A 21576-nucleotide genomic window follows, 5' to 3' on the forward strand; every position below is an offset into this window, starting at 1 on the left:
TGCAGGGCTTGCAGCCCTGCACCTGCAGAGGCCAAAGCCAAAGCCAGAGCCAAAGCCAAAGCCAGAGCCAAAGCCAAAGCGGCTCTGGATTGCTGAGGGTTGGGCGGGGCGGTGTGGGGCTGCAGGACACGCCGTAAACCCGTCCTTGGGGGCTCGATGGCGCCATCCATGGCGCCAACGCTCCTGCAAGCCCACACCGCCCCACCCCCGACAGTTTCCCGGTGACGGTGGGTCAACCGCGACTGCCGGTGGGTGTCCACCTTGGTCGACACGGTCGATCCACGCCATGCGTGGATACAGAGCGAAGCGATCCGCTTCTGCTTTTGATCTTCTCTTTCTTTTCCGTGGTGGACGCACACGGAAACTGTCCGTGGCCGGGCGGGATGGGTTTGCGGGGGTGTCCGCGGCATGGATGCCGCGGCCAAGACTCCATGGACGGATTCACGGCGTCCCCCGCAAACCCATCCCGTCCGGCCAACCCCAGGGCTTCTGCCTTCAAACGTCGCCCACCGCGAGGGGCTGCGCCGTTGGCTGGAAAACCTAGATCGGTGCCAGTGCGGTGAACGGTGCCCACGGCAGGTTGCGCAGCAGCGCATACCCGGGCAGCACCCAGAGCCAGAACGTGGGATTGGCCAGTACCCGCATCAGCGGGTCGAGCACGCGCGGACGGATGCCGGCGACGTTCAGCAGCATCAGCAGCAGGAACGGCAGGCTGATGACCAGCAGCGGGTTCATCGCCATCGCGCCGGGCAGGTCGAAATGGACCAGTGAATACAGGCAGCGGGTGCTGCCACAGCCCGGGCAGTACAGGCCGGTCAGCGCGTACAGCGGGCAGCTCGGCAAAGGATTGCCGGCGACATACGGATTGACGTTGCGCAGCACCACCGCGGCACCGGCGGCCAGGCCGGTGGCGGCCAGCAGCGGTGCCCAGCGGGCGAATCGGGAGCGGGCGGGAAGTGCGGACATTGCAGCAACGGATCCGGCGCAGGCGCCGGATCCGTCCACGCGGATCAGTAGCCGCTGTTGTTCATTGCACCCATGCCGCCGACAGCGACGATCAGGATGCCGTACAGCACGCCGACCACGACGGCGGCGATGGCCGACCAGATCGCCCACTTCTTGGCCTTGGCGGCGGAGTCCTGGGCACCGGCGATGTCGCCAGCGGCCAGCTTGCCGTTGACCTGCGCGGCGTAGACGATCGACACGATGCCGGCCGGCAGGCAGCAGAACAGGGTGCTCAGGATGGCCCAGACCAGATTGTTCGGGACCTGCGGAGTGGCGGTGTTCATGGGTTCAAGCTCCTTGATGGGTGGTGGTGGTGAATCATTGGTCGGAAAGAGCGCCCAGTACGGCCAAGCCGCCGAACAGCCCGAACCACAACAGCAACAGGACCGGCAGGGCCACGGCCGAAGCCACCGCCCACCAGCCCGCCTTGCGCGACGCACTGTAGGCCCCCGGCAGGTCGCCGGCGGCGCGGCGGCCATCGACCTGGGAGGCATAGACGATCGACACCACGCCCAACGGCAGGCAGCAGAACAGCGTCGTCAGGATCGCCCAGACCAGATGGTTGGGGATGTAGACCGGACGGCTGAGCGGTGGCGGTTGATTCAAAGCAAGACTCCATTCCTTGGTGGCCGGCCATGATGAAACGGCCGAACCTCCCCCCTGTGGGTGCGTAATCTACCTCAACCCGCGCTGCATGTATGCGGTTACAGTCAGATACTGGCCGGTATGGCCCTTGATCTGACGCATCTGACGGACCTCTGCGATGCATCGGAGGGCGAGGATGGGGGGCTTGTCGCTGGGACGGTCTACCCGTGTCCGTGCGGTCGATCAGGCGTGATCACCACGCAGGGCCCGCACCTGGGCCTCCAGCACCGGGGCGCTGGTGGTGCGGCCATCCACGGCCGGTGCCGCCACCACCTCGACCGTGGCGCGGAAACGACGCGGCACCCGCATGCGGCCAAGGCGGCTGTCGCGGCGGCTCCACATGCTCGACCACATGCCGCGCAGCGCCATCGGCACCACCGGCACCGGCCGCCGCTCGAGGATCTTCTCGACGCCGGACTTGAACGGCGCCATCTGCCCGTCGCGGGTCAGCGCGCCCTCGGGGAAGATGCAGACCAGTTCGCCTTCGGCCAGCGCCGCGTCGATCTCATCGAACGCACGCTGCATCAGCGCCGGGTCTTCGCGCGCCCCGGCAATCGGGATCGCCTTGGCGGTCCGGAAGATCCAGCGCATCACCGGGATGTTGAAGATCCTGTAGTACATGACGAAGCGCACCGGGCGCGGGATGGTCGCCGACAGGATCAGCGCGTCCATGTAGCTGACGTGGTTGCAGACCAGCAGTGCGGCGCCTTCGTCCGGCACGTTGGCCTCGATGCCGTGCGGGCGCAGCCGGTACAGGGTGCGCACCATCAGCCAGCTGAGGAAGCGCATCAGGAATTCGGGGACGATGGTGAAGATGTAGATCGCCACCAGCGCGTTGGCGATGGCCAGCGCCAGGAACTGCTGCGGAATGGTCCAGTGCAGCAGCTTGTGGGCGGCCAGCGACAGCAGCGCCGCAGCGACGATGAAGCCCGAGTTCTGGATGTTCAGTGCGGCGAACACGCGCGACATCTGCGCCTTCGGCGTGCGGCTCTGGATCAGTGCGAACAGCGGCACCACGAAGATGCCGGTGAACAGGCCGATGCCGATCAGGTCGATGACGATGCGGATGCTGCCGGGCTGCTGCAGGAACGGCCCGATGGTCAGCCCGTGCACTGTCGCTTCGCCGCTGCGGGCGAAGTACAGGTCGAGCAGGAACGCGGTCATGCCGAACGCGCCCAGCGGTACCAGGCCGATTTCCACCGTACGTGCTGACAGCTTCTCGCACAGCAGCGAGCCGACGCCGGTGCCCACCGAGAACAGGGCCAGCGCGAAGATGTACAGGGTCGGCTGGCCGCCCAGGTTGGTCACCGCATAGGCCGGCAACTGCGAGGTCAGCACGGTGCCGACGAACCAGAACCAGGACACGCCCAGGATCGAGTTGCGTACGGCTTTCTGCTGGCGCGCCATGCGCAGCACCGCCAGCGATTCCGGCAACGGGTTCCAGTTGATCTTCAGATTCGGGTCGCCGGCATCGACCTTGGGAATCAGGCGGGCGGCGATGTTGCCGCAGATCGCCAGGGCGATGATCGCGCACGCGGCCACCACCGTGCCGTGACTGCCAGCCACGGTGAACACCAGGCCGCCGACGATCATGCCGGAGAGGATCGACATCGAGGTGCCCATCTCGACCAGGCCGTTGCCGCCGGTCAGCTCTTCTGGCCTGAGCACCGACGGCAGCACTGAGTACTTCACCGGGCCGAACAGGGTGGACTGCATGCCGGTGCAGAACAGCGCGACCAGCAGCACCGGCAGGCTCTGGGTGAGGAAGCCGGTGGCCGCCAGCGACATGATCACGATCTCCATGGTGGTGGTGATCACGATCAGTCGCGATTTTTCCAGTTTGTCGGCGATCTGCCCGGCCAGCGCCGAGAACAGGAAATATGGCAGGATGAAGATGGCCGGTGCCAGGGTGGCGTACAACCCCAGTTCTTCCTCCGGCACAGCCATGAACAGCAACATGCTGATGATCGCCTGCCGGTACACGTTGTCGTTGAACGCACCGAGCGCCTGGACCACGAAGAACGGCAGGAAACGGCGCTGGCGCAGCAGGGCGAACTGGTTGTGACCGGACATGGAACCTCCTTGACCGGCGCAGCCTAGCATTCCTTCCCCTCTGCTGTGGGTGCGGACCTGTGGGTGCGGACCGTTGGTCCGCACACCTGCCAGCACTCTCAGACGATATCGTCGACCACGCCGCCATCCACGCGCAGCGCCGCACCCGAGGTTGCCGATGCCTGCGGCGAGGCCAGGTACACCACCATGTTGGCCACTTCCTCGACCGTGGCGGTGCGCTGGATCACCGAGGACGGCCGGTGCGCCATCACGAACTCACGGCCGATCTGCTCCAGCGGCTTGCCGCTGCGCTGGCGTTCATCCTCGAACATCGCCGCAAAACCATCGGAGAGGGTCGGGCCGGGCAGCACCGCGTTGACGGTGACGCCACTGCCGGCCACGCGCTTGGCCAAGCCGCGCGACAACGACAGCTGCGCGGTCTTGCTGACCCCGTAATGGATCATGTCGGCGGGAATGTTGCGCGCTGATTCGGAGGAAATGAACAGCACGCGGCCCCAGCCGGCATCGACCATTGCCGGTAGCAGCGCACGCGACAGGCGCACGCCGGACATCACGTTGGTCTGCCAGTAGCGCTCCCAGGTCGCGTCATCGGTCTCGAAGAAGTCCTGTGGGCCGAAGATGCCGGCGTTGTTGACCAGGATGTCGACCTTGGGCAGGCCGGCCAACAGTGTTTCGATACCGGCTGCATCAGAGAGATCGGCGGCGAGGCCGAGCACGTCGGCTCCCGGCACGGTGGCGAGCAGGTGCCGGCGGGCGCGCTCGACGCTGTCGGTGCTGCGGCCATTGAGAATGACACGCGCACCAGCGCTGGCCAGTCCTTGGGCGATGGCCCGGCCGATGCCGGCGGTGGAGGCGGTGACCAGCGCGGTGCGGCCACTGAGCTCGATTTTCATGGCGATAGTCCGGAGCGGGGGGAATTGCCCAGTATCCGCGCGGCCGCGTGATCGAACCGCAGCGCCACGCGCAACGCGCCGTTGCACACGGCGCAATTGACCCATGCCACGCGTGGGTGGGATCTCCGATCAGCGATGAGGAGTCAGGTCAGGCTGGTCACCGCTTCATTGGCCGCTGCCCGCACCTTCGGCAGCATTCGCAGTACCAGCGCCATCTGCGTGCGGATCAGCTGCAGTTTCGGCGGCATCGCCTCGTCGATCTGCTCCAGCTCGGCGGCCACCGCGCGGTCGGCGTCGTTGTCATCGTCGGCGACCGGTTGCCGTGCGGTCAGCGCCGAGGCCAGTTGCTGCAGTGCCTTGCGCACGCGCTCGCCGGCCGCCAATGCCAGCGGGTCGCCCGCATAGCTGTCCACCTGGTCGCGATGCGCGCCCAGCGCCGACAGGTGTCCCAGCAGCGTGTTGGACAGCGCCAGGAAGCGGAAGCCGGCATCCAGATTGCGGCGCACATGGCCGGGCTCACGCAGCATGTTCGACAGTGCGGTGGACAGCGCGGCATCGGCATTGTGCATGTCGCGCCGCGCGATGCGGTAGGCCAGGTCGTCGCGCATGCCGCTGCGGTACTGGCCCAGCACCGAATCCAGGTAGCGAGCCGCAGTGTCCAGCACGCGTGCCAGGACGAGATGCAGCTGCCGGCCCTGCCAGTCGGGCAGGACCAGGAACGCGGCCGCCGCTGCGATCGCGCAACCCAGCACCGTATCGACCATGCGCGGCACGATCAGCACGAAGCCGTCGCCGATCAGGTTGAAGCAGGTCAGTGCCATCACCGTGATCGCCGCCGACGCCACCAGGTAGCGGTCGGTGCGGGTGAAGAAGAACAGAAGTGCAGAGAGCAAGGCGATCAGCAGCTGCACGTGCAGCTGCGGGAACAGCTGCAGCAGCGCCCAGGTCAGCACCAGTCCGGCCAGGGTGCCGACGATGCGCTGGGCCAGGCGTTGGCGGGTGGCGCCGAAGTTGGGCCGGCACACGAACACGATGGTCAGCAGTACCCACGAACCGTTCTGCGCATTGAACAGGCGGATCGCTGCAAAGCCGGCAATCAGCGCCAGCGCCATGCGCAGCCCATGCCGGAACAGCACCGAGCCGGGCGTAAGCTGCTGGCGGATGCGCACGCCCATCTCGCGCAGGGTGTGTGGGTTGCTGTCGCGCAGGCGGGTATCGACGTTGTCCAGGCTGGCTTCGGAGCGCTCGGCATCCAGCAGGCGCCGTTCGATGCTGCGCAGGTTGTGCACCAGCAGGTCCAGCGAGCCCAGCAGGCGCTGCCATTGCGGCCGCTGCTGGTCGCGCAGGTAGGCCAGCGCATCGGCCAGGTCGCGCCCGGCCTGCTGGTTGCCTTCGCCGTACACGAACGGACGGCGCAGCCGGATTGCCTCGCCCAGGCGGGCACAGGCCTGTCCCTGCAGGTCAAGCAGGCGCTGGCAGCGGTACAGCACGTCGCTGTGGAAGAACGCGTCCACCAGCGCGCCGTACGGGTAATGCGAGGAACTGGCGCGCTCGTGGAAATCCTGCGCCATGTAGTACAGGCGCAGGTAAAGGCCGGAGTTCACGCCGGGTCGGCCGGAGCGGCCGAAGCGGGCCAGGATCGCGGTCTTGGCCTCGTTCAGCGCGCCGACCACGCGGCGGTTCTGTTCGGCCAGGTCGAGCTGGCGACGTTGCAGGTCGGCTTCGCGCACCGGCTCGAACAGCGCGGCCTTCAGCTGCAGGTAGCGGCCCAGCTCAACGTACAGTCGCGCCACCCGCTCGCGGACCGGCCGGTTGGCGAACAGCGCGGTCCACAGGATCGACAGCAGGCCGTACCAGACCGCACCGGCCAGCAGGTGGCTGACCGCTTCCAGCGCACTGTGCAGGTCGCTGGCACCGTGCTGTTCCAGGCCGATCATGGTGTAGATCGCCAGCGTCACCGTGGCCTGGGCAATGGACGCATAGCGCTCGCCGAGCGCGCCGAGCAGGGTCAGGCCGAAGGTGGACAGCGCCAGCGCGCCGATGAAGATCCACGGCCACGGGAACAGCCAGATCACCGATGCTGCGGCAATGCAGAAGCACAGCAGCGACAGCGCCACCGCCTTGGTCCGGCCCCACCAGTTGTCATCGGTTTCGGCGATGGCACTGGCGATGATGCCGAGGAACACGCCGGGCAGGGCGGTCAGTGCATCCAGCTGCCAGCACACCGCCAGCGCCGCGGTCAGGGCGATGAACACCCGCAGGCCGTAACTGGCCTTCTCGTGGGCCCACAGGCGGCTGAGGCGGGATTGTCGGGCGGACATGCAGGCTCGGTGGAAGGGTCTCCGACCATTATTGCGGGTGTGGGGTGAAATATGGAGTGCGGACCAACGGTCCGCACCCACGGTAGTGGTAGTGCCGGCCGCTGGCCGGCAGATTTGCGGTACGGAGAAAGCCGGCCAGCGGCCGGCTCTACCCATAGATCCACGCCGCGCGTGGATGGGCCCTTCTAGGCCCGCTGCGCGCGCTTGAGCAGCTTGGCTTCGCGCCTGCGTGCGCGGCGTGCGCGCCAACGCTCGGCCAGGCACGAGAAGATCACGTACAGCGCCGGCGTGCTGAGAAGGGTCAGGCTCTGCGAGAACAGCAGGCCGCCGATCATCGCGATGCCCAGCGGGCGGCGCAGCTCGGACCCTTCACCCAGGCCGATCGCCAGCGGCACGGCGGCCAGGATCGCGACCATCGTGGTCATCATGATCGGGCGGAAGCGCACGATGCTGGCCTCGCGTGCGGCATCGCGCGGCGCCAGCCCATGCTCGCGCTGCGCCACCAGGGCGAAGTCGATCATCATGATCGCGTTCTTCTTGACGATGCCGATCAGCAGAACCAGCGCGATCATCGAGATCACCGACAGTTCGGTGTTGGTGCCGAACAACGCCAGCAGCGCACCGACGCCCGCCGCCGGCAGCGTGGACAGGATGGTGACCGGGTGGATCAGGCTCTCGTAGAGCATGCCCAGCACCAGGTAGACGGTCAGGATCGCGGCAAACACCAGGATCAGCATGTCGCTGGGATCTGAATTGAAGCCGAAGCCCGCATCGTCGGCCAGGCGGATGTCGCCAGGCATGCGCATGCCGGCGACGGTGGCATCGATGATCGCCTTGGCCTCACCCATGCTCACGTTCGGAGCCAGGTTGTAGCTGAGGTCCATCGTCGTGTACTGGTTCTCGTGGGTGATCTGCGAGGGGGCCAGGCCGGGCATCTGCGTGGCCACCGCGGTGATCGGCACCATGTCGCCGTTGCGCGCACGCACGTACACCTCATCCAGCGCCGCCGGGGTGGCGGTCTGCGAGGGCAGGGCGTTGACCACCACGCTGTACTGGTTGATGTCCGAATAGATGGTGGAGATCTGGCGCTGGCCGAACGCACCGTACAGCGCGCCGTCGATGGCGCCGACAGTGATGCCCAGGCGCGCGGCCTTGGCGCGGTCGATCTGGATGTTCTGGCGCAGTCCGGCATTGTCCACGTCGGTGCCGACGTCACGCAGCTTCGGGTTCTTCTTCAGTTCCGCCTGCAGCTTGGGCAGCCATTCCTGCAAAGCAGCCAGGTCGTTGCCCTGCAGGGAAATGCGGTACTGCGCGCCCTGGCTGGAACCGCCGCCATCGTTGCTGGGCAGGTCCTGGATCGCGCGCAGGCGCAACTGCAGGTCGGGGTAGCGATCGGCCTTGGCACTGAGTCGCGCCAACGCATGTGCGGTGGTTTCGCGGCGACCGTCGCTGCGTGACTTCAGCTCGATGTTGAACTGTGCACTGGAGCCCTGACGGCCGCTGCCGAGGCGCACACCCACGGTTTTCACTGCCGGGTCGGCCATCAGCATGTCGGTGATGCGACGCTGGCGGGCGACCATGTCCTCGAAGGAGACGGTGGCGCTGGAATTGGCGCGGCCCCAGATCAGGCCGGTGTCCTGCGGCGGGAACGCGCCCTTCTTCACCGCCCCGAACAGGAAGATGGTGACGCCGATCAGGATCAGCGGCGTCAGCGACAGCAGCAGCGCGTGGCGCAGCGAGAAGTCCAGGAACACGGTGTAGATGCGCAGCATGCGCTCGTGGCCGGCATCCAGCCAGCGTCCGAAGCGCGACGGCGGCGCGCTGTGGTCATGGGCGCTGAGGAAGCGGCTGCACAGCGCCGGGGTCAACGTCAGCGAAACGATCATCGAGACCACGATGGCCGCCACCAGGGTGACGGTGAACTCGCGGAAGAACGCGCCCATCATGTCGCTGGCGAACAGCAGCGGGATGAACACCGCGACCAGCGAGGCGGTGATCGAGACAATGGTGAAGCCGATCTCGCGCGCACCGGTCAGCGCCGCCTGCATGCGCGGCATGCCCTCATCGAGGTGGCGCATGATGTTCTCGATCACCACGATCGCATCGTCCACGACGAAGCCGATCGCGATCACCAGCGCCAGCAGGCTCAGGTTGTTCAGGGTGAAGCCCATCACGTACATCACCAACGCGGCACCGGCCAGCGACAGCGGTACGGTCACTGCGGCGATCAGCGTCGGTGCCAGCCGGCGCAGGAACAGCGCCATGGTCAGCACCACCATCGCCAGGCTGATCAGCAACGTGATCTGCACTTCATGCAGCGACGAGCGGATGGTCGGCGTACGGTCGAAGTACGGCGTCATCGTGGTGCCTGGCTGCAGGTAGTCGCGCAGGGTCGGGATCTGCGCCTTGACCCGGTCCACGGTCTCCACGATGTTGGCGCCGGCACGGGTGAACACGTACATCACCACCGCCGGTTTGTGGTCGAACCACGCGGCCTGGTAGGCATCCTGCTGGCCGTCGTAGACGTTGGCGATGTCCTTCAGGCGGATCACCCGGCCATCGCCCTGCGTCTTGACCACCAGATCGGCGAAGTCGGCCGCACGCGCCACCGAATCGTTGGCGATGATCGCGGTGGTGGCGTTGCCGTCGCTGAGGAAGCCGGTGGGCGAGGTCACGTTGGCCGCGCGCACCGCATTGCGCAGGTCATCGGCGGTCAGGCCCAGCGCGTTCATCAGGCGCAGGTTGACGTCCACGCGCACCGCTGGCGTCGACGCGCCGGCGATGTCGACCGAGGCGACGCCACTGATCTGGCGGATGCGCTGCGCCAGCAGCGAATCGGCGACGTTGTACAGCTCATCGGCCGACTGCGTCTGCGAGGTCAACGCGATGGCGATGACCGGGTCGTCGTTCGGGTTCGCCTTCTGGTACATCGGCGAGCCCATGCCCGAGGGCAGGTCGGCCTGCGCCGAGTTGATCGCGGTCTGTACGTCCAGCGCGGCCGAATCGATGTTGTGGCCGCTCTGGAAGATCATGAACACCAGCGAGCTGCCTTCCGAGCTCGACGAGCGCATGCGGTCGATGCCCGGCAGCTGGCCGAGATGGCGTTCCAGCGGCGCGGTAACCGTGGAGGCCATGGTCGCCGCATCGGCGCCGGACTGGCTGGCATGCACGAAGATCACCGGGATCTCGATGTTCGGCAGTGCCGATACGCCCAGGCGCAGGTAGCAGATCAGGCCGACCATGAACAGGCCGATGGCCAGCAGCGCGGTGCCGATCGGGCGGCGGATGAAGGGGCCGGACAGGTTCATCGTGCGGCCCCTTGCAGCAGCGGGGCGTGGATCATGCCTGCGGCTCCTGCAGCGAACCGTCGCGCAACGCACGCTGCTCGCGGCGGCGGGCAAGCCACTCGGAGGAGCGCTCCATGTACAGGTAGATCACCGGCGTGGTGTACAGCGTGACCAGCTGCGACAGCAGCAGGCCGCCGACGATGGCGATGCCCAGCGGGCGGCGCAGCTCCGAGCCGATCCCGGTGCCCAGGGCCAGCGGCAGCGCGCCCAGCATGGCCGCGGCGGTGGTCATCATGATCGGGCGGAAGCGCAGCAGGCAGGCACGGCGGATTGCTTCGTGCGCGTTGGCACCGGCGCGGCGGGCCTCGATCGCGAAGTCCACCATCATGATGCCGTTCTTCTTGACGATGCCGATCAGCAGCACGATGCCGACGATGCCATCCACCGACAGGCTCAGGCCGCACAGCATCAGCGCCAGCAGCGCGCCGACACCGGCCGGCGGCAGCGTGGAGATGATCGTGATCGGGTGGATGTAGCTCTCGTACAGCACGCCCAGCACGATGTAGATCACCACCAGCGAGGCCAGCAGCAGCCACACCACGTCCGTCTGGCTGCCAGTGAACTCGGCGGCCTTGCCGATGAACTCGGCATGCAGGTGGGTGGGCATGTCCAGGCTGTCCTTGGTCTCCTGGATTGCACGCACCGCTTCGGACAGCGAATAGCCCGGCGCCACGTTGAACGAGACCGTCACCGCCGGCAGCTGCTGCTGGTGGCTGACCACCAGTGGCGCGCTGCTCACCTTGCCTTCGGCCAGCGCCGACAGCGGGATGATGTTGCCGGCGCCGACGGTGATGCCGGTGTTCTGCGCGCCGATGCCGGTGGCGGTCGACGAGTTGGACGAGGTGACCTGGCCGAAGCTGGTGGCGTTGGTGCCGGTCAGCGCGCCGGCGCCATTGGAGGCCACCGCCAGCTGCTCCATCAACGCGGTGCTGGTGCGGAACTCCGGCGCCACTTCCAGCACCACGCGATACTGGTTGAGCTCGGTGAAGATGGTGGAGATCTGGCGCTGGCCGAACGCATCGTAGAGCGTGTCGTCGATGGTCTGCATCGGCACGCCCAGCACGCTGGCCTTGTCGCGGTCGATGTTCAGCTCCAGGGCGCGGCCCTGGTTGGACAGGTTGTTGTCGACGTCAGCCAGTTCCGGGCGCTTGCGCAGCGCTTCGGTCAGGCGCGTGGCCTGGGTCGCCACCGTTGCCGAATCGACGTCCGACAGCGAGTACTGGTACTCGGTAGCGGCCACGCGGGTATCCAGGGTCACGTCCTGCACCGGCTTCAGGTACAGCGCCACGCCCGGGATTCCGGCCACCGCCTTCTGCAGGCGCGGCAGGATCTGCTCCAGGCCATCGCGCTGGCTGCGCTCCTTCAGCACGATCGACAGCTGGCCCTGGTTGAGCGTGGGGTTCATGCTGCCGGCACCGATGAACGCCGACACGCCGGTCACATCCGGGTCGTGGCGCAGTGCTTCGGCGACCTGCTTGGTGCGCTGTTCCATCTGCGGGAAGGCGATGTTCTGGTCGGCCTGCACCACGCCGGTGATCAGGCCGGTGTCCTGTTCGGGCAGCAGGCCCTTGGGAATCAGCACATACAGCAGCACGGTCAGCACCAGTGCACCACCGGCCACGGCCAGGGTCAGGCGCTGGTGGCCCAGCACCCAGTCCAGGCTGTGCTCGTACAGGCCGACGGTGCGCGTCCACAGGTTCTGCTTGCCGGCCGCTGCCGCGCGCTCATGCGCGTCCTCGCCCTCGGGCAGGGCGTCGGGCTTGAGCAGGTAGGCACACATCATCGGGGTGAGCGTCAGCGAGATCAGCATCGACAGCACCACCGCGATGCTCAGCACCCACGCGAACTCGTGGAACAGGCGTCCGGTGACGCCGGGCATCAGCAGCAGCGGCAGGAACACCGCCACCAGCGAGACGGTCAGCGACAGCACGGTGAAGCCGATCTGGCGCGCGCCGATCTCGGCCGCTTCCTTGCCACTCTTGCCCTGCTCGATGTAGCGCACGATGTTCTCGATCATCACGATCGCATCGTCGACCACGAAGCCGGTGGCCACCACCAGCGCCATCAGCGAGAGGTTGTCCAGCGACATGCCGGCGAACGCCATCACCGCGAAGGTGCCGGCCAGCGACAACGGCACTGCCACCGACGGGATGATCGTGGCCCACAACCGGCGCAGGAACACGAAGATCACCGCCACCACCAGGCCGATGGTGAGGATCAGGGTGAACTGCACTTCATGCACCGAGGCGCGGATGGTCTCGGTACGGTCGTTGAAGATCTCCAGGTGCACGTCGGCCGGCAGCACGCCCTGCAGCTGCGGCAGGATCGCGCGGATGCGCTCGACGGTCTGCACGATGTTGGCACCAGGCTGGCGCCGGACTTCCAGCAGCACCGCCGGCTTTCCATCGGCCCAGGCGGCCAGCTGGTCGTTCTCCACGCCATCGATCACCTCGGCCACGTCCGACAGCCGCACCGGGCGGCCGTTCTTGTAGCTGATGATGGTGTCGCGGTACTCGGCGGCGCTGGCCAGCTGGTCGTTGGTGCCGATGCTGTAGGACTGCGTCTTGCCGTTCAACGAGCCCTTGGGCGCATTGACGTTGGCCTGGGTCAGTGCGCTGCGCAGCTGCTCCAGGGTCAGGCCCATGTTCGACAACTGCGCCGGATTGACCTGGATGCGCACGGCAGGGCGCACGTTGCCGGCGATCGACACCAGTCCCACGCCCTGCACCTGCGACAGGCGCTGGGCCAGGATCGAGTCGGCGTAATTGTTGACGTCGCGCAGCGGGCGCGTGTCGGAGGTCAGCTTCAGGGTGACGATGGCCGCGTCGGCCGGATTCACCCGGTTGTAGACCGGCTGGTAGGGAAGCGACGAGGGCAGGGTGGCCTGGCGGATCGCCGCCTGCACGTCCTGCGCGGCGATGTCGATGTCGCGGTCCATCGAGAACTGCAGGATGATCGTCGACAACCCGGCCGACGAGTCGGAGGTCATCAGCTCCAACCCGGAAATCTGCCCGAACTGGCGCTCCAGCGGGGTAGTGACCAGCGAAGCCATGGTGGTGGCGTTGGCACCGGGGTACTGGGTGGTGACCACCAGGCTGGGCGCATCGATTTCCGGCAGCGCCGACACCGGCAGCTTGCGGTAACCGAGGATGCCCAGCAGCAACAGGCCCGCCATCAACAGCGAGGTGGCGATCGGGCGGCGGATGAAGATCGTCGAAAAGCCCACGGACTGATCCTTGCTGGCACTTCAATGTCGGCGCCGGCGGGTATGCCGGCGCGAGGGAGATCAGTGGCCTGCGCTCAGCGCGGGCCACCACCGCGACGGCCACCGCCGCCTGCGTTCTTCTGCTCGGCCGCCTTCAGTTCGGCCTCGGTCGGTGCGGCCGGGGTCTCGCCCGGCTTCAGCGCGGTGACCTTGCTGCCCGGCTTCAGGCGGAACTGGCCTTCACTGACCACCCGCTCGCCGCCCTTCAGGCCTTCGGCGATCTGCACCTGGCTGTCGCCCACTTCCACGCCGCTGCGCACCGTCTGCATCTTTACCGTGTTGTCGCCCTGCACGATGTAGACGTACTCGCCATCCGGGCCACGCAGCACCGCCTGGGTGGGGATGACCACACCACCGGCGATCGTGCGCAGCTGCATGCGCACGTTGACGAACTGGCCCGGCCACAGGCCGTTGTCGGTGTTGTCGAAAATCGCACGCGCCTTGAACGTGCCGCTGTCGGCACTGATCAGGTTGTCGACCACGTCGAGCTTGCCGTCGCCGGACAACACATGCGAATCGGCACGGTCCAGCGCGGCCACCGGCACCGTGCCGGCGGCCTGCGCCTGGCGCACGTCGCCGAGCTGGCGCTCGGGCAGGTTGAACAGCACGTGGATCGGATGGATCTGGGTCAGCGTGACCAGCGCGGTGCCGGCGTTGACCACGTTGCCCGCGTCGACCGCGCGGATGCCGGCGATGCCGGAGATCGGTGCGGTGACCTTGGTGTACTGCAGCTGCACCTGCGCCGAACGCATGCTGGCCTCGTTGGCGGCCACGGCGCTTTCGTACTGTGCCACTTGGTTACGCTGTGTATCCAGATCGGTCTTGGCGACGTACTGGCGATACTCAGGCGCGTTCGAGCGCTGGAAGTTGGAGCGCGCAGTGGCCAACAGGGCTTCGTTCTGGCGCTTGGCTGCGGCGGCCTGGTCATAGCTGGCCTGGGCCGTGCGCGGATCGATCACCGCCAGCACGTCACCCTGCTTCACTTCCTGGCCTTCGCGGAAATTCAGGCTCATCAGCTGGCCGCCGACCTGCGGGCTGACGGTAACGGTGTTCATCGCAGTCACCGTGCCCAGCGCGCTGGCATACACCGGCACGTCCTGGCGCGTGGCCTCCACCACGGTCACCGGTACTGGACCGGCATTCGGATCCTCGCCGCCCTGGCGCGCCCCCGCAGCTGCACCACCGGCCTTGTCCTTGCCCCCGCCCATGACGCGCAGGCCGACCACGGCCAGCACCAGCACTGCCACGACCAGCAGCACGATCTTCCAAACACGTGACATTACGAGGACTCCGAGAGGGCTGGACCAGGCGGGACGCCGGGGCAATGCGCAAAGCATACCTGTGCCACATCACGTTTCCTGCATGACGGATGGGACGGGCGCTAAGACCGGATCGAGCGCCGGAGGTTCCCGTGGCGGCGGTGTTGCCCTACATTCAGCTGGAACCCTTCTGCTGTGGAGATTGCGATGCGCCGTTCGCTGCTGCTGTCCGCCCTGCTGCTGGCCCTGCCGGCCCTTGCCCACGCCCAGGACGGGCAGCGCCCGGAAGTGACCGCCGCCGCGCAGCGGCTGCAGGCCAAGGTGGTCGAATGGCGCCGCGATTTCCACCAGCATCCGGAGTTGTCCAACCGCGAGGCGCGCACCTCGGCCGAGGTCGCCAAGCGCCTGCGTGCGATGGGCCTGAAGCCGAAGACCGGCATCGCCCACCACGGCGTGGTTGCGATCATCGAGGGCGGCAAGCCGGGGCCGAAGATCGCCCTGCGCGCCGACATGGACGCGCTGCCGGTGACCGAGCAGACCGGCCTGCCGTTCGCCTCCAAGGCCACTGACCAGTACCGCGGGCAGACCGTGGGCGTGATGCATGCCTGTGGCCATGACGCGCACACCGCGACCCTGCTCGGCGTGGCCGAAGCACTGGTGTCGATGAAGAAGGACCTGCCGGGCCAGGTGATGCTGATCTTCCAGCCGGCCGAGGAGGGCGCACCGCCGCCGGAAGAGGGTGGTGCGGCACTCATGCTGAAGGAAGGCCTGTTCGCCGATTTCAAGCCGGAAGCGGTGTTCGGCCTGCATGTGTTCTCCAGCGTGCAGGTGGGTCAGATCGCGGTGCGCGGTGGCCCGTTGATGGCGGCCTCGGACCGGTTCGGGATCAAGGTGATCGGCCGCCAGACGCATGGTTCGGCGCCGTGGAACGGGGTTGATCCGATCGTCGCCACCGCCGACCTGGTGGGCACCGCGCAGACCATCGTCAGCCGCCGCGCCAACCTGTCCAAGCAGCCGGCAGTGCTGACCTTCGGCGCGATCAACGGCGGCATCCGCTACAACATCATTCCCGATGAAGTGGAGATGGTCGGCACCATCCGCACCTTCGACGAAGGCATGCGCCAGCAGATCTTCGCCGACCTGCGCAACGTGGCCGAGCACACCGCCGCCGCGCATGGTGCCAAGGCGGTGACCGAGATCTACGAAGCCGATGGCAACCCGGCCACGGTGAACAACCCGGCACTGACCGCGAAGATGCTGCCGAGCCTGCAGGCGGTGGTGGGCAAGGACAACGTATACGAGCCACCGCTGCAGATGGGTGCGGAAGATTTCTCGCTGTACGCGAAGGAAGTGCCGGGCATGTTCTTCTTCGTCGGCTCCACCAGCGCGGGCATCGACCCGGCAACGGCGCCGGCCAACCATTCGCCGAAGTTCCTGCTGGATGAGAAGGCGCTGGATGTCGGGTTCCGCGCGCTGCTGCAGGTGAGCCTGGATTACCTGCACGGTGCCGGCACCCCGGCGGAGTGAGGGTTTCCGCAGGGCTTGCAGCCCTGCACCCGCTTGGATCAACGGCAACGTCAACGTCAACAGCGGGCATTCCGTGGGATGGCGGGGTGGGTCCGGTTGAGGGGGACGCCGTAAACCCGTCCCTGGGGGCTTGGCCGCGGCATCCATGCCGCGGACACCCCCTCAACCGGACCCACCCCGCCTTCGACAGTTTCCCGCGGCTGTTGGTGCCCGCTGCTGTTGGTGGGTGCCGACCGTTGGTCGGCACGGCGGACGTCATGAACGTCTGAAGGATCGGATTCTGATTTTGATTTTCCTGATCTTTCCCGTGGTGGCGCGGGAAATTGTCCGTGGCCGGGAGGGTGGGTTGGCTGGGGGCGTGAGCCGCATGGATGCGGCGACCGAGCCTCCATGGATGGATTCACGGCGTCCCCCGGCCAACCCACCCTCCCGGCCAGCTCCTGTATCCGGCAACACAACCACCACGGAGGGGCTCCGCCGTTGGCCAGCCCGGCCGAAGGCCCGCCGTCCGCGCGATACAATGGCGCCCATGAACACCCCACAGGATTCCAGCCTCGGTCGCGAGGTCAGTTACCCGTCGCAGTACGATCCCGGCCTGCTGTTTCCCATCCCCCGCAGCGGCGCCCGCGCCGAGATCGGCCTCGATGACGCCGCGCTGCCGTTCGTTGGCCACGACCGCTGGCATGCCTTCGAGCTGAGCTGGCTCGACGCGCGTGGCAAGCCGCAGGTCGCCGTCGCCACCGTGCAGGTGCCGTGCACCTCGCCGCGGTTGATCGAATCGAAGTCGTTCAAGCTGTACCTGAACTCCCTCAACAGCACCCGTATCGACAGCGCCGAGGCACTGCGCGCGCGCATCGTGGCGGATCTGTCGGCCTGCGCCGGTGCGCCGGTGGAGGTCGAATTCGGCCTGCCGGGCCTGCGTGAGACGCCGCTCGGCGAATCCATCGATGGGCTCGACCTGGAGATCGACTGCTACGGCCCGCCGCAGGCAGACTTCCTCGCCGCTGATGCCGGCGAGGTGGTGGAGGAAACCCTGGTCTCGGCGCTGCTGAAGTCCAACTGCCCGGTTACCGGCCAGCCGGACTGGGCCACGGTCAGCCTGCGCTACCGCGGGCCGAAGATCGACCGCGCCGGCCTGCTGCGTTACCTGGTCAGCTACCGCGAGCACGCCGAGTTCCACGAGCAGTGTGTTGAACGGATCTTCAGCGAGGTGTCTGCGCGCTGCCAGCCGCAGTGGCTGGAAGTGGAGGCCCGCTACACCCGTCGTGGCGGCCTGGACATCAACCCCTGGCGTGCCAGCCCGGGCATCGCCGCCCCGGCCGCGACCTACCGCGAACTGCGGCAGTAACCGCCACAGGCGGTTGCCCGTTGCGCCGGGCCATGCCCGGCGAGCACCGGCCATCGGCCGGCACTACCATGATTCGCAGGTGGTTACGGGTAGAGCCGGCCGCTGGCCGGCAATCGGCCAAGGCCGGATCCCCCTGGCACAGCCGGCCAGCGGCCGGCACTACCGGGCGTCCATTCCCCCGATTGTTCAGCCGCCCCGGGGGGCGGCTTCACATCTGCACCATCCCCATTTAACAACCTCCATGGCACCGTGCGAATCACGTAGTCATGCAGACGGGAGTTGTGGATGAGTACCGAGAAGAAAGCCGATTTCTCCGGCGTCAGTGGCAGTGTCGACAGTACCGCCGAGCAGGTGCCGAAGGCGGACTTCTCCGGCGTCAGCGCTTCGGTGGACAGCACCGCAGACGTTGTCAGCGGCGGCACCTATACCGTGCAGAAGGGTGACTCGCTGTCGAAGATCGCCAAGCAGCATCTGGGCGACGCCAATGCCTGGAAAAAGATCTTCGAAGCCAACCGCGATGTGCTTGATGACCCGGACAAGATCTTCCCGGGCCAGACCCTGAAACTGCCGCCGAAGTAAGCCGGCCATCGAACGCCGTCCGACAATCCCTGGGAGGAACCCCGAATGATCAAGACCACCCCGCTACAGACCGCCCTGATCGCCGCCCTGCTGGGCAGCGTTGCCCTGGTCGGTTGCAAGAAGAAGGAAGAGTCGACCGACAGCAACGCCGCTCCGGCGGCGACCGCCCCGGCCGAACCCGCAGCTCCCGCGCCGATGACCGGCGCACCGCCGCCGATGGCCGAAGCCGCTGCGGTCAACGTCTCGTCGGTCACCGTCGGCAAGACCGCAGCCGCCGACAAGTCGGTTGCGACGACGGCTTTGTTCGCACCGAAGGATGACATCATCGTCTCGGTCAAGACCGACGGCGCTGCCAACAACGTCACCGTTGGCGCCAAGCTGACCTATCAGGACGGCCAGGTAGCCGGCGAACAGAACGCCACCCTGAACACCAGTGGTGCGGAAACCACCAACGTCACGTTCAAGAATGCAAAGGGCTGGCCGGCCGGCAAGTACCGCGCCGAGGTCACCGTCGATGGCAAGGCGGCCGGAACGCCGCAGGAGTTCGAGGTCAAGTAAGTCCTGCCGACTCTCTCCCGGCAGGGCTCACGATGGACGCAGCCGCGAGGCTGCGTCCTTTTTTGTTGGGCGATGGCTGGCTTCATCCACGCATGGCGTGGATCTGCTGATGCTGTGGGGGGCTTCATCCTGGCGCGGATGGATCACAGCGTTGCCGCCGTGCAGTACCGCCGCGTATGGCACAGCTTTGCCCCGCGCGGCTGAAAACGCGACAATGCAGGGGTTTCCCCGCCGCGCGCCCACCCTGACGGCGACGGGGGAAAGCGTGGGGCCCGGCCCCGCGCGCGACACGGTTGCACGTGGCCCGGCGCTGGCGCCGGCCTTCCCCTGAGCACTGCTACAGAGTCCAAGTCCCCCATGTCCAAGATCCTCTACACGCTGACCGACGAAGCACCGTTCCTGGCCACCCAGTCGCTGCTGCCGATCGTCGGCGCCTACACCGCCACCGCAGGCATCGTGGTGGAAACCCGTGACATCTCGCTGTCCGGCCGCATCCTGTCGCTGTTCCCGGAACTGCTCAGCGACGCGCAGAAGGTCAGCGACGACCTGGCCGAGCTGGGCCAGCTGGCGACCACCCCGGACGCCAACATCATCAAGCTGCCGAACATCTCCGCCTCGGTGCCGCAGCTGAAGGCGGCCATCAAGGAACTGCAGGACCAGGGCTATCCGCTGCCGGATTACCCGGAAACCCCGGCCGACGACCAGCAGCGCGACTACAAAGCGCGCTACGACAAGGTCAAGGGCAGTGCGGTGAACCCGGTGCTGCGCGAAGGCAACTCCGACCGCCGTGCACCGCTGTCGGTGAAGAACTACGCGCGCAAGCATCCGCACCGCATGGGCGCCTGGGCGTCGGATTCGAAGTCGCACGTCGCGCACATGGCCGCCGGTGACTTCTACGGCAGCGAGAAGTCGGCCACCCTGGCCAACGCCGGTTCGCTGAAGATCACCTTCCACGGCAAGGACGGCAGCGCCGTGGTGCTGAAGGAAAAGACCGCAGTGAAGGCGGGCGAGATCGTCGATGCCGCCGTCATGAGCCGCAAGGCACTGGCCGCGTTCATCGGCGAGCAGATTGCCGATGCCAAGGCCCAGGGCGTGCTGTTCTCGCTGCACCTGAAGGCGACCATGATGAAGGTCTCCGACCCGATCATGTTCGGCGTGGCGGTGAACGAGTTCTACAAGGACGTACTGACCAAGCACGCCGACGTGCTGAAGCAGGCCGGTTTCGATGCCAACAACGGCATTGGTGACCTGGCTGCGCGCCTGCCGTCGCTGCCTGAAGCCACCCGCGCCGCGATCGAGGCCGACCTGGCCGCCGAGTACGCGCAGCGCCCGGGCGTGGCCATGGTCAATTCGGACAAGGGCATCACCAACCTGCACGTGCCGAGCGACGTGATCGTCGACGCCTCGATGCCGGCGATGATCCGCGACTCGGGCAAGATGTGGAATGCCGAAGGCAAGTTACAGGACACCAAGGCGGTCATTCCGGACCGCTGCTACGCCGGCGTGTACCAGGCCGTCATCGACGACTGCAAGGCGCACGGTGCCTTCGACCCGGCCACCATGGGCTCGGTGCCGAACGTCGGCCTGATGGCGCAGAAGGCCGAGGAGTACGGCTCGCACGACAAGACCTTCCAGATCGCCGCCGATGGCGTGGTCAAGGTCACCGATGATGCCGGCGCCGTGGTGTTCGAGCACGCCGTGGAAGCTGGTGACATCTGGCGCATGTGCCAGACCAAGGACGCGCCGATCCAGGACTGGGTCAAGCTGGCCGTCGAGCGCGCCCGCCTGAGCAGCACCCCGGCCGTGTTCTGGCTGGACGCCGCCCGCGCCCACGACGCGCAGGTCATCGCCAAGGTCGAGCAGTACCTGAAGGACCACGACACCACCGGCCTGGATATCCGCATCCTGCCGCCGGTGGAAGCCACCGCGTTCTCGCTGGACCGCATCCGCAAGGGCGAGGACACCATCTCGGTGACCGGCAACGTGCTGCGTGACTACCTGACCGACCTGTTCCCGATCATGGAACTGGGCACCAGCGCCAAGATGCTGTCGATCGTGCCGCTGATGGCCGGTGGCGGCCTGTTCGAGACCGGTGCCGGTGGATCGGCCCCGAAGCACGTGCAGCAGTTCGTTGAAGAGGACTACCTGCGTTGGGATTCGCTGGGTGAGTTCCTGGCCCTGGCCGCGTCGCTGGAACACCTGGGCAACCGCTACGACAACGCCGCTGCCCGCGTGCTGGCCAAGGCGCTGGACGAAGCCAACGGCCAGTTCCTGGACAACGACAAGTCGCCATCGCGCAAGCTGGGTGGCATCGACAACCGTGGCAGCCACTTCTACATCGCGCTGTACTGGGCCCAGGCCCTGGCCGCGCAGGACGAGGACGCCGCCCTGAAGGCGCGCTTCGCCCCGCTGGCCAAGACGCTGACCGACAACGAGCAGAAGATCGTCGAAGAGCTGATCGCAGTGCAGGGCAAGGCCGTGGACATCGGCGGCTACTACCGCCCGGACGTGGCCAAGGCCAGCAAGGCGATGCGCCCGAGCGCGACCTTCAACGCCGCGCTGGAACAGCTGCGCGGCTGATCCACTGCCGTTCGGCCGTGACACCGGAACCCGCGCTTCGGCGCGGGTTTCTTTTTATGGCGCTGGGGTCAGATCCCTTTTGCAAGCAAAAGGGATCTGACCCCATTCGACCCGTGTCCAGAACCGTGACATCCGTCGGTCGTCGGAATGCCGTCAACGGGGCATGAAACTTGCCC

At 67.0% G+C, this 21576-nt stretch carries 14 protein-coding genes; 5 read left to right on the plus strand and 9 right to left on the minus strand.

Features of this window, described 5'->3' with window-relative positions; all coding sequences use genetic code 11:
* Positions 1-540 precede the first annotated feature (540 nt).
* The 9 genes from VG561_RS07210 to VG561_RS07250 all read right to left on the minus strand — a co-directional run bounded on the left by VG561_RS07210 (position 541) and on the right by VG561_RS07250 (position 14829).
* On the minus strand, positions 541-966 hold the full coding sequence (locus tag VG561_RS07210; RefSeq protein WP_014038725.1) for a DUF2752 domain-containing protein: 426 nt from the start codon (positions 964-966) through the stop codon (positions 541-543).
* 44 nt (positions 967-1010) lie between these two features.
* Entirely contained in the window at positions 1011-1289 is a 279-nt protein-coding gene (locus VG561_RS07215; protein WP_014648653.1) for a CD225/dispanin family protein, read from the minus strand.
* A gap of 34 nt (positions 1290-1323) precedes the next feature.
* Positions 1324-1611 carry a CD225/dispanin family protein gene (locus VG561_RS07220; protein ID WP_005419784.1) on the minus strand — a complete coding sequence of 96 codons (288 nt, stop codon included), beginning with the start codon at positions 1609-1611 and terminating at the stop codon, positions 1324-1326.
* A 222-nt stretch (positions 1612-1833) separates the two neighbouring features.
* Entirely contained in the window at positions 1834-3723 is a 1890-nt protein-coding gene (locus tag VG561_RS07225; protein WP_014648652.1) for an MFS transporter, read from the minus strand.
* A gap of 98 nt (positions 3724-3821) precedes the next feature.
* Complete coding sequence (locus VG561_RS07230; RefSeq protein WP_423179496.1) at positions 3822-4616, minus strand: SDR family NAD(P)-dependent oxidoreductase; 795 nt, start codon at positions 4614-4616, stop codon at positions 3822-3824.
* A gap of 143 nt (positions 4617-4759) precedes the next feature.
* The gene (gene yccS, locus VG561_RS07235; RefSeq protein ID WP_014648650.1) at positions 4760-6937 is read right to left on the minus strand and encodes a YccS family putative transporter; all 2178 of its coding nucleotides are present in this window, start codon (positions 6935-6937) and stop codon (positions 4760-4762) included.
* A 185-nt stretch (positions 6938-7122) separates the two neighbouring features.
* Positions 7123-10245 (minus strand): efflux RND transporter permease subunit, encoded by a 3123-nt coding sequence (locus tag VG561_RS07240; RefSeq protein WP_423179497.1) that lies wholly within the window; start codon positions 10243-10245, stop codon positions 7123-7125.
* A gap of 31 nt (positions 10246-10276) precedes the next feature.
* Complete coding sequence (locus VG561_RS07245) at positions 10277-13510, minus strand: efflux RND transporter permease subunit (protein ID WP_423179498.1); 3234 nt, start codon at positions 13508-13510, stop codon at positions 10277-10279.
* Between the two features lie 74 nt (positions 13511-13584).
* A complete protein-coding gene (locus tag VG561_RS07250) occupies positions 13585-14829 on the minus strand; it encodes an efflux RND transporter periplasmic adaptor subunit (protein WP_014648647.1) in 1245 nt (414 codons plus the stop codon).
* Positions 14830-15015: 186 nt separating this feature from the next.
* Here VG561_RS07250 and VG561_RS07255 point away from each other — a divergent pair, with 186 nt between their 5' ends.
* The 5 genes from VG561_RS07255 to VG561_RS07275 all read left to right on the plus strand — a co-directional run bounded on the left by VG561_RS07255 (position 15016) and on the right by VG561_RS07275 (position 21400).
* On the plus strand, positions 15016-16335 hold the full coding sequence (locus VG561_RS07255) for a M20 family metallopeptidase (RefSeq protein ID WP_046432850.1): 1320 nt from the start codon (positions 15016-15018) through the stop codon (positions 16333-16335).
* A 529-nt stretch (positions 16336-16864) separates the two neighbouring features.
* A complete protein-coding gene (queF, locus tag VG561_RS07260) occupies positions 16865-17683 on the plus strand; it encodes an NADPH-dependent 7-cyano-7-deazaguanine reductase QueF (RefSeq protein ID WP_049439336.1) in 819 nt (272 codons plus the stop codon).
* A gap of 285 nt (positions 17684-17968) precedes the next feature.
* On the plus strand, positions 17969-18262 hold the full coding sequence (locus VG561_RS07265) for a LysM peptidoglycan-binding domain-containing protein (RefSeq protein ID WP_005419771.1): 294 nt from the start codon (positions 17969-17971) through the stop codon (positions 18260-18262).
* 45 nt (positions 18263-18307) lie between these two features.
* Positions 18308-18820 carry a hypothetical protein gene (locus VG561_RS07270; RefSeq protein ID WP_014648644.1) on the plus strand — a complete coding sequence of 171 codons (513 nt, stop codon included), beginning with the start codon at positions 18308-18310 and terminating at the stop codon, positions 18818-18820.
* 357 nt (positions 18821-19177) lie between these two features.
* A complete protein-coding gene (locus VG561_RS07275) occupies positions 19178-21400 on the plus strand; it encodes an NADP-dependent isocitrate dehydrogenase (protein ID WP_046432822.1) in 2223 nt (740 codons plus the stop codon).
* The last annotated feature ends 176 nt before the right edge of the window (positions 21401-21576 follow it).

The sequence above is a fragment of the Stenotrophomonas sp. CASM110 genome (genome assembly GCF_049384345.1).
Classification (GTDB): Bacteria; Pseudomonadota; Gammaproteobacteria; order Xanthomonadales; family Xanthomonadaceae; genus Stenotrophomonas; species Stenotrophomonas muris.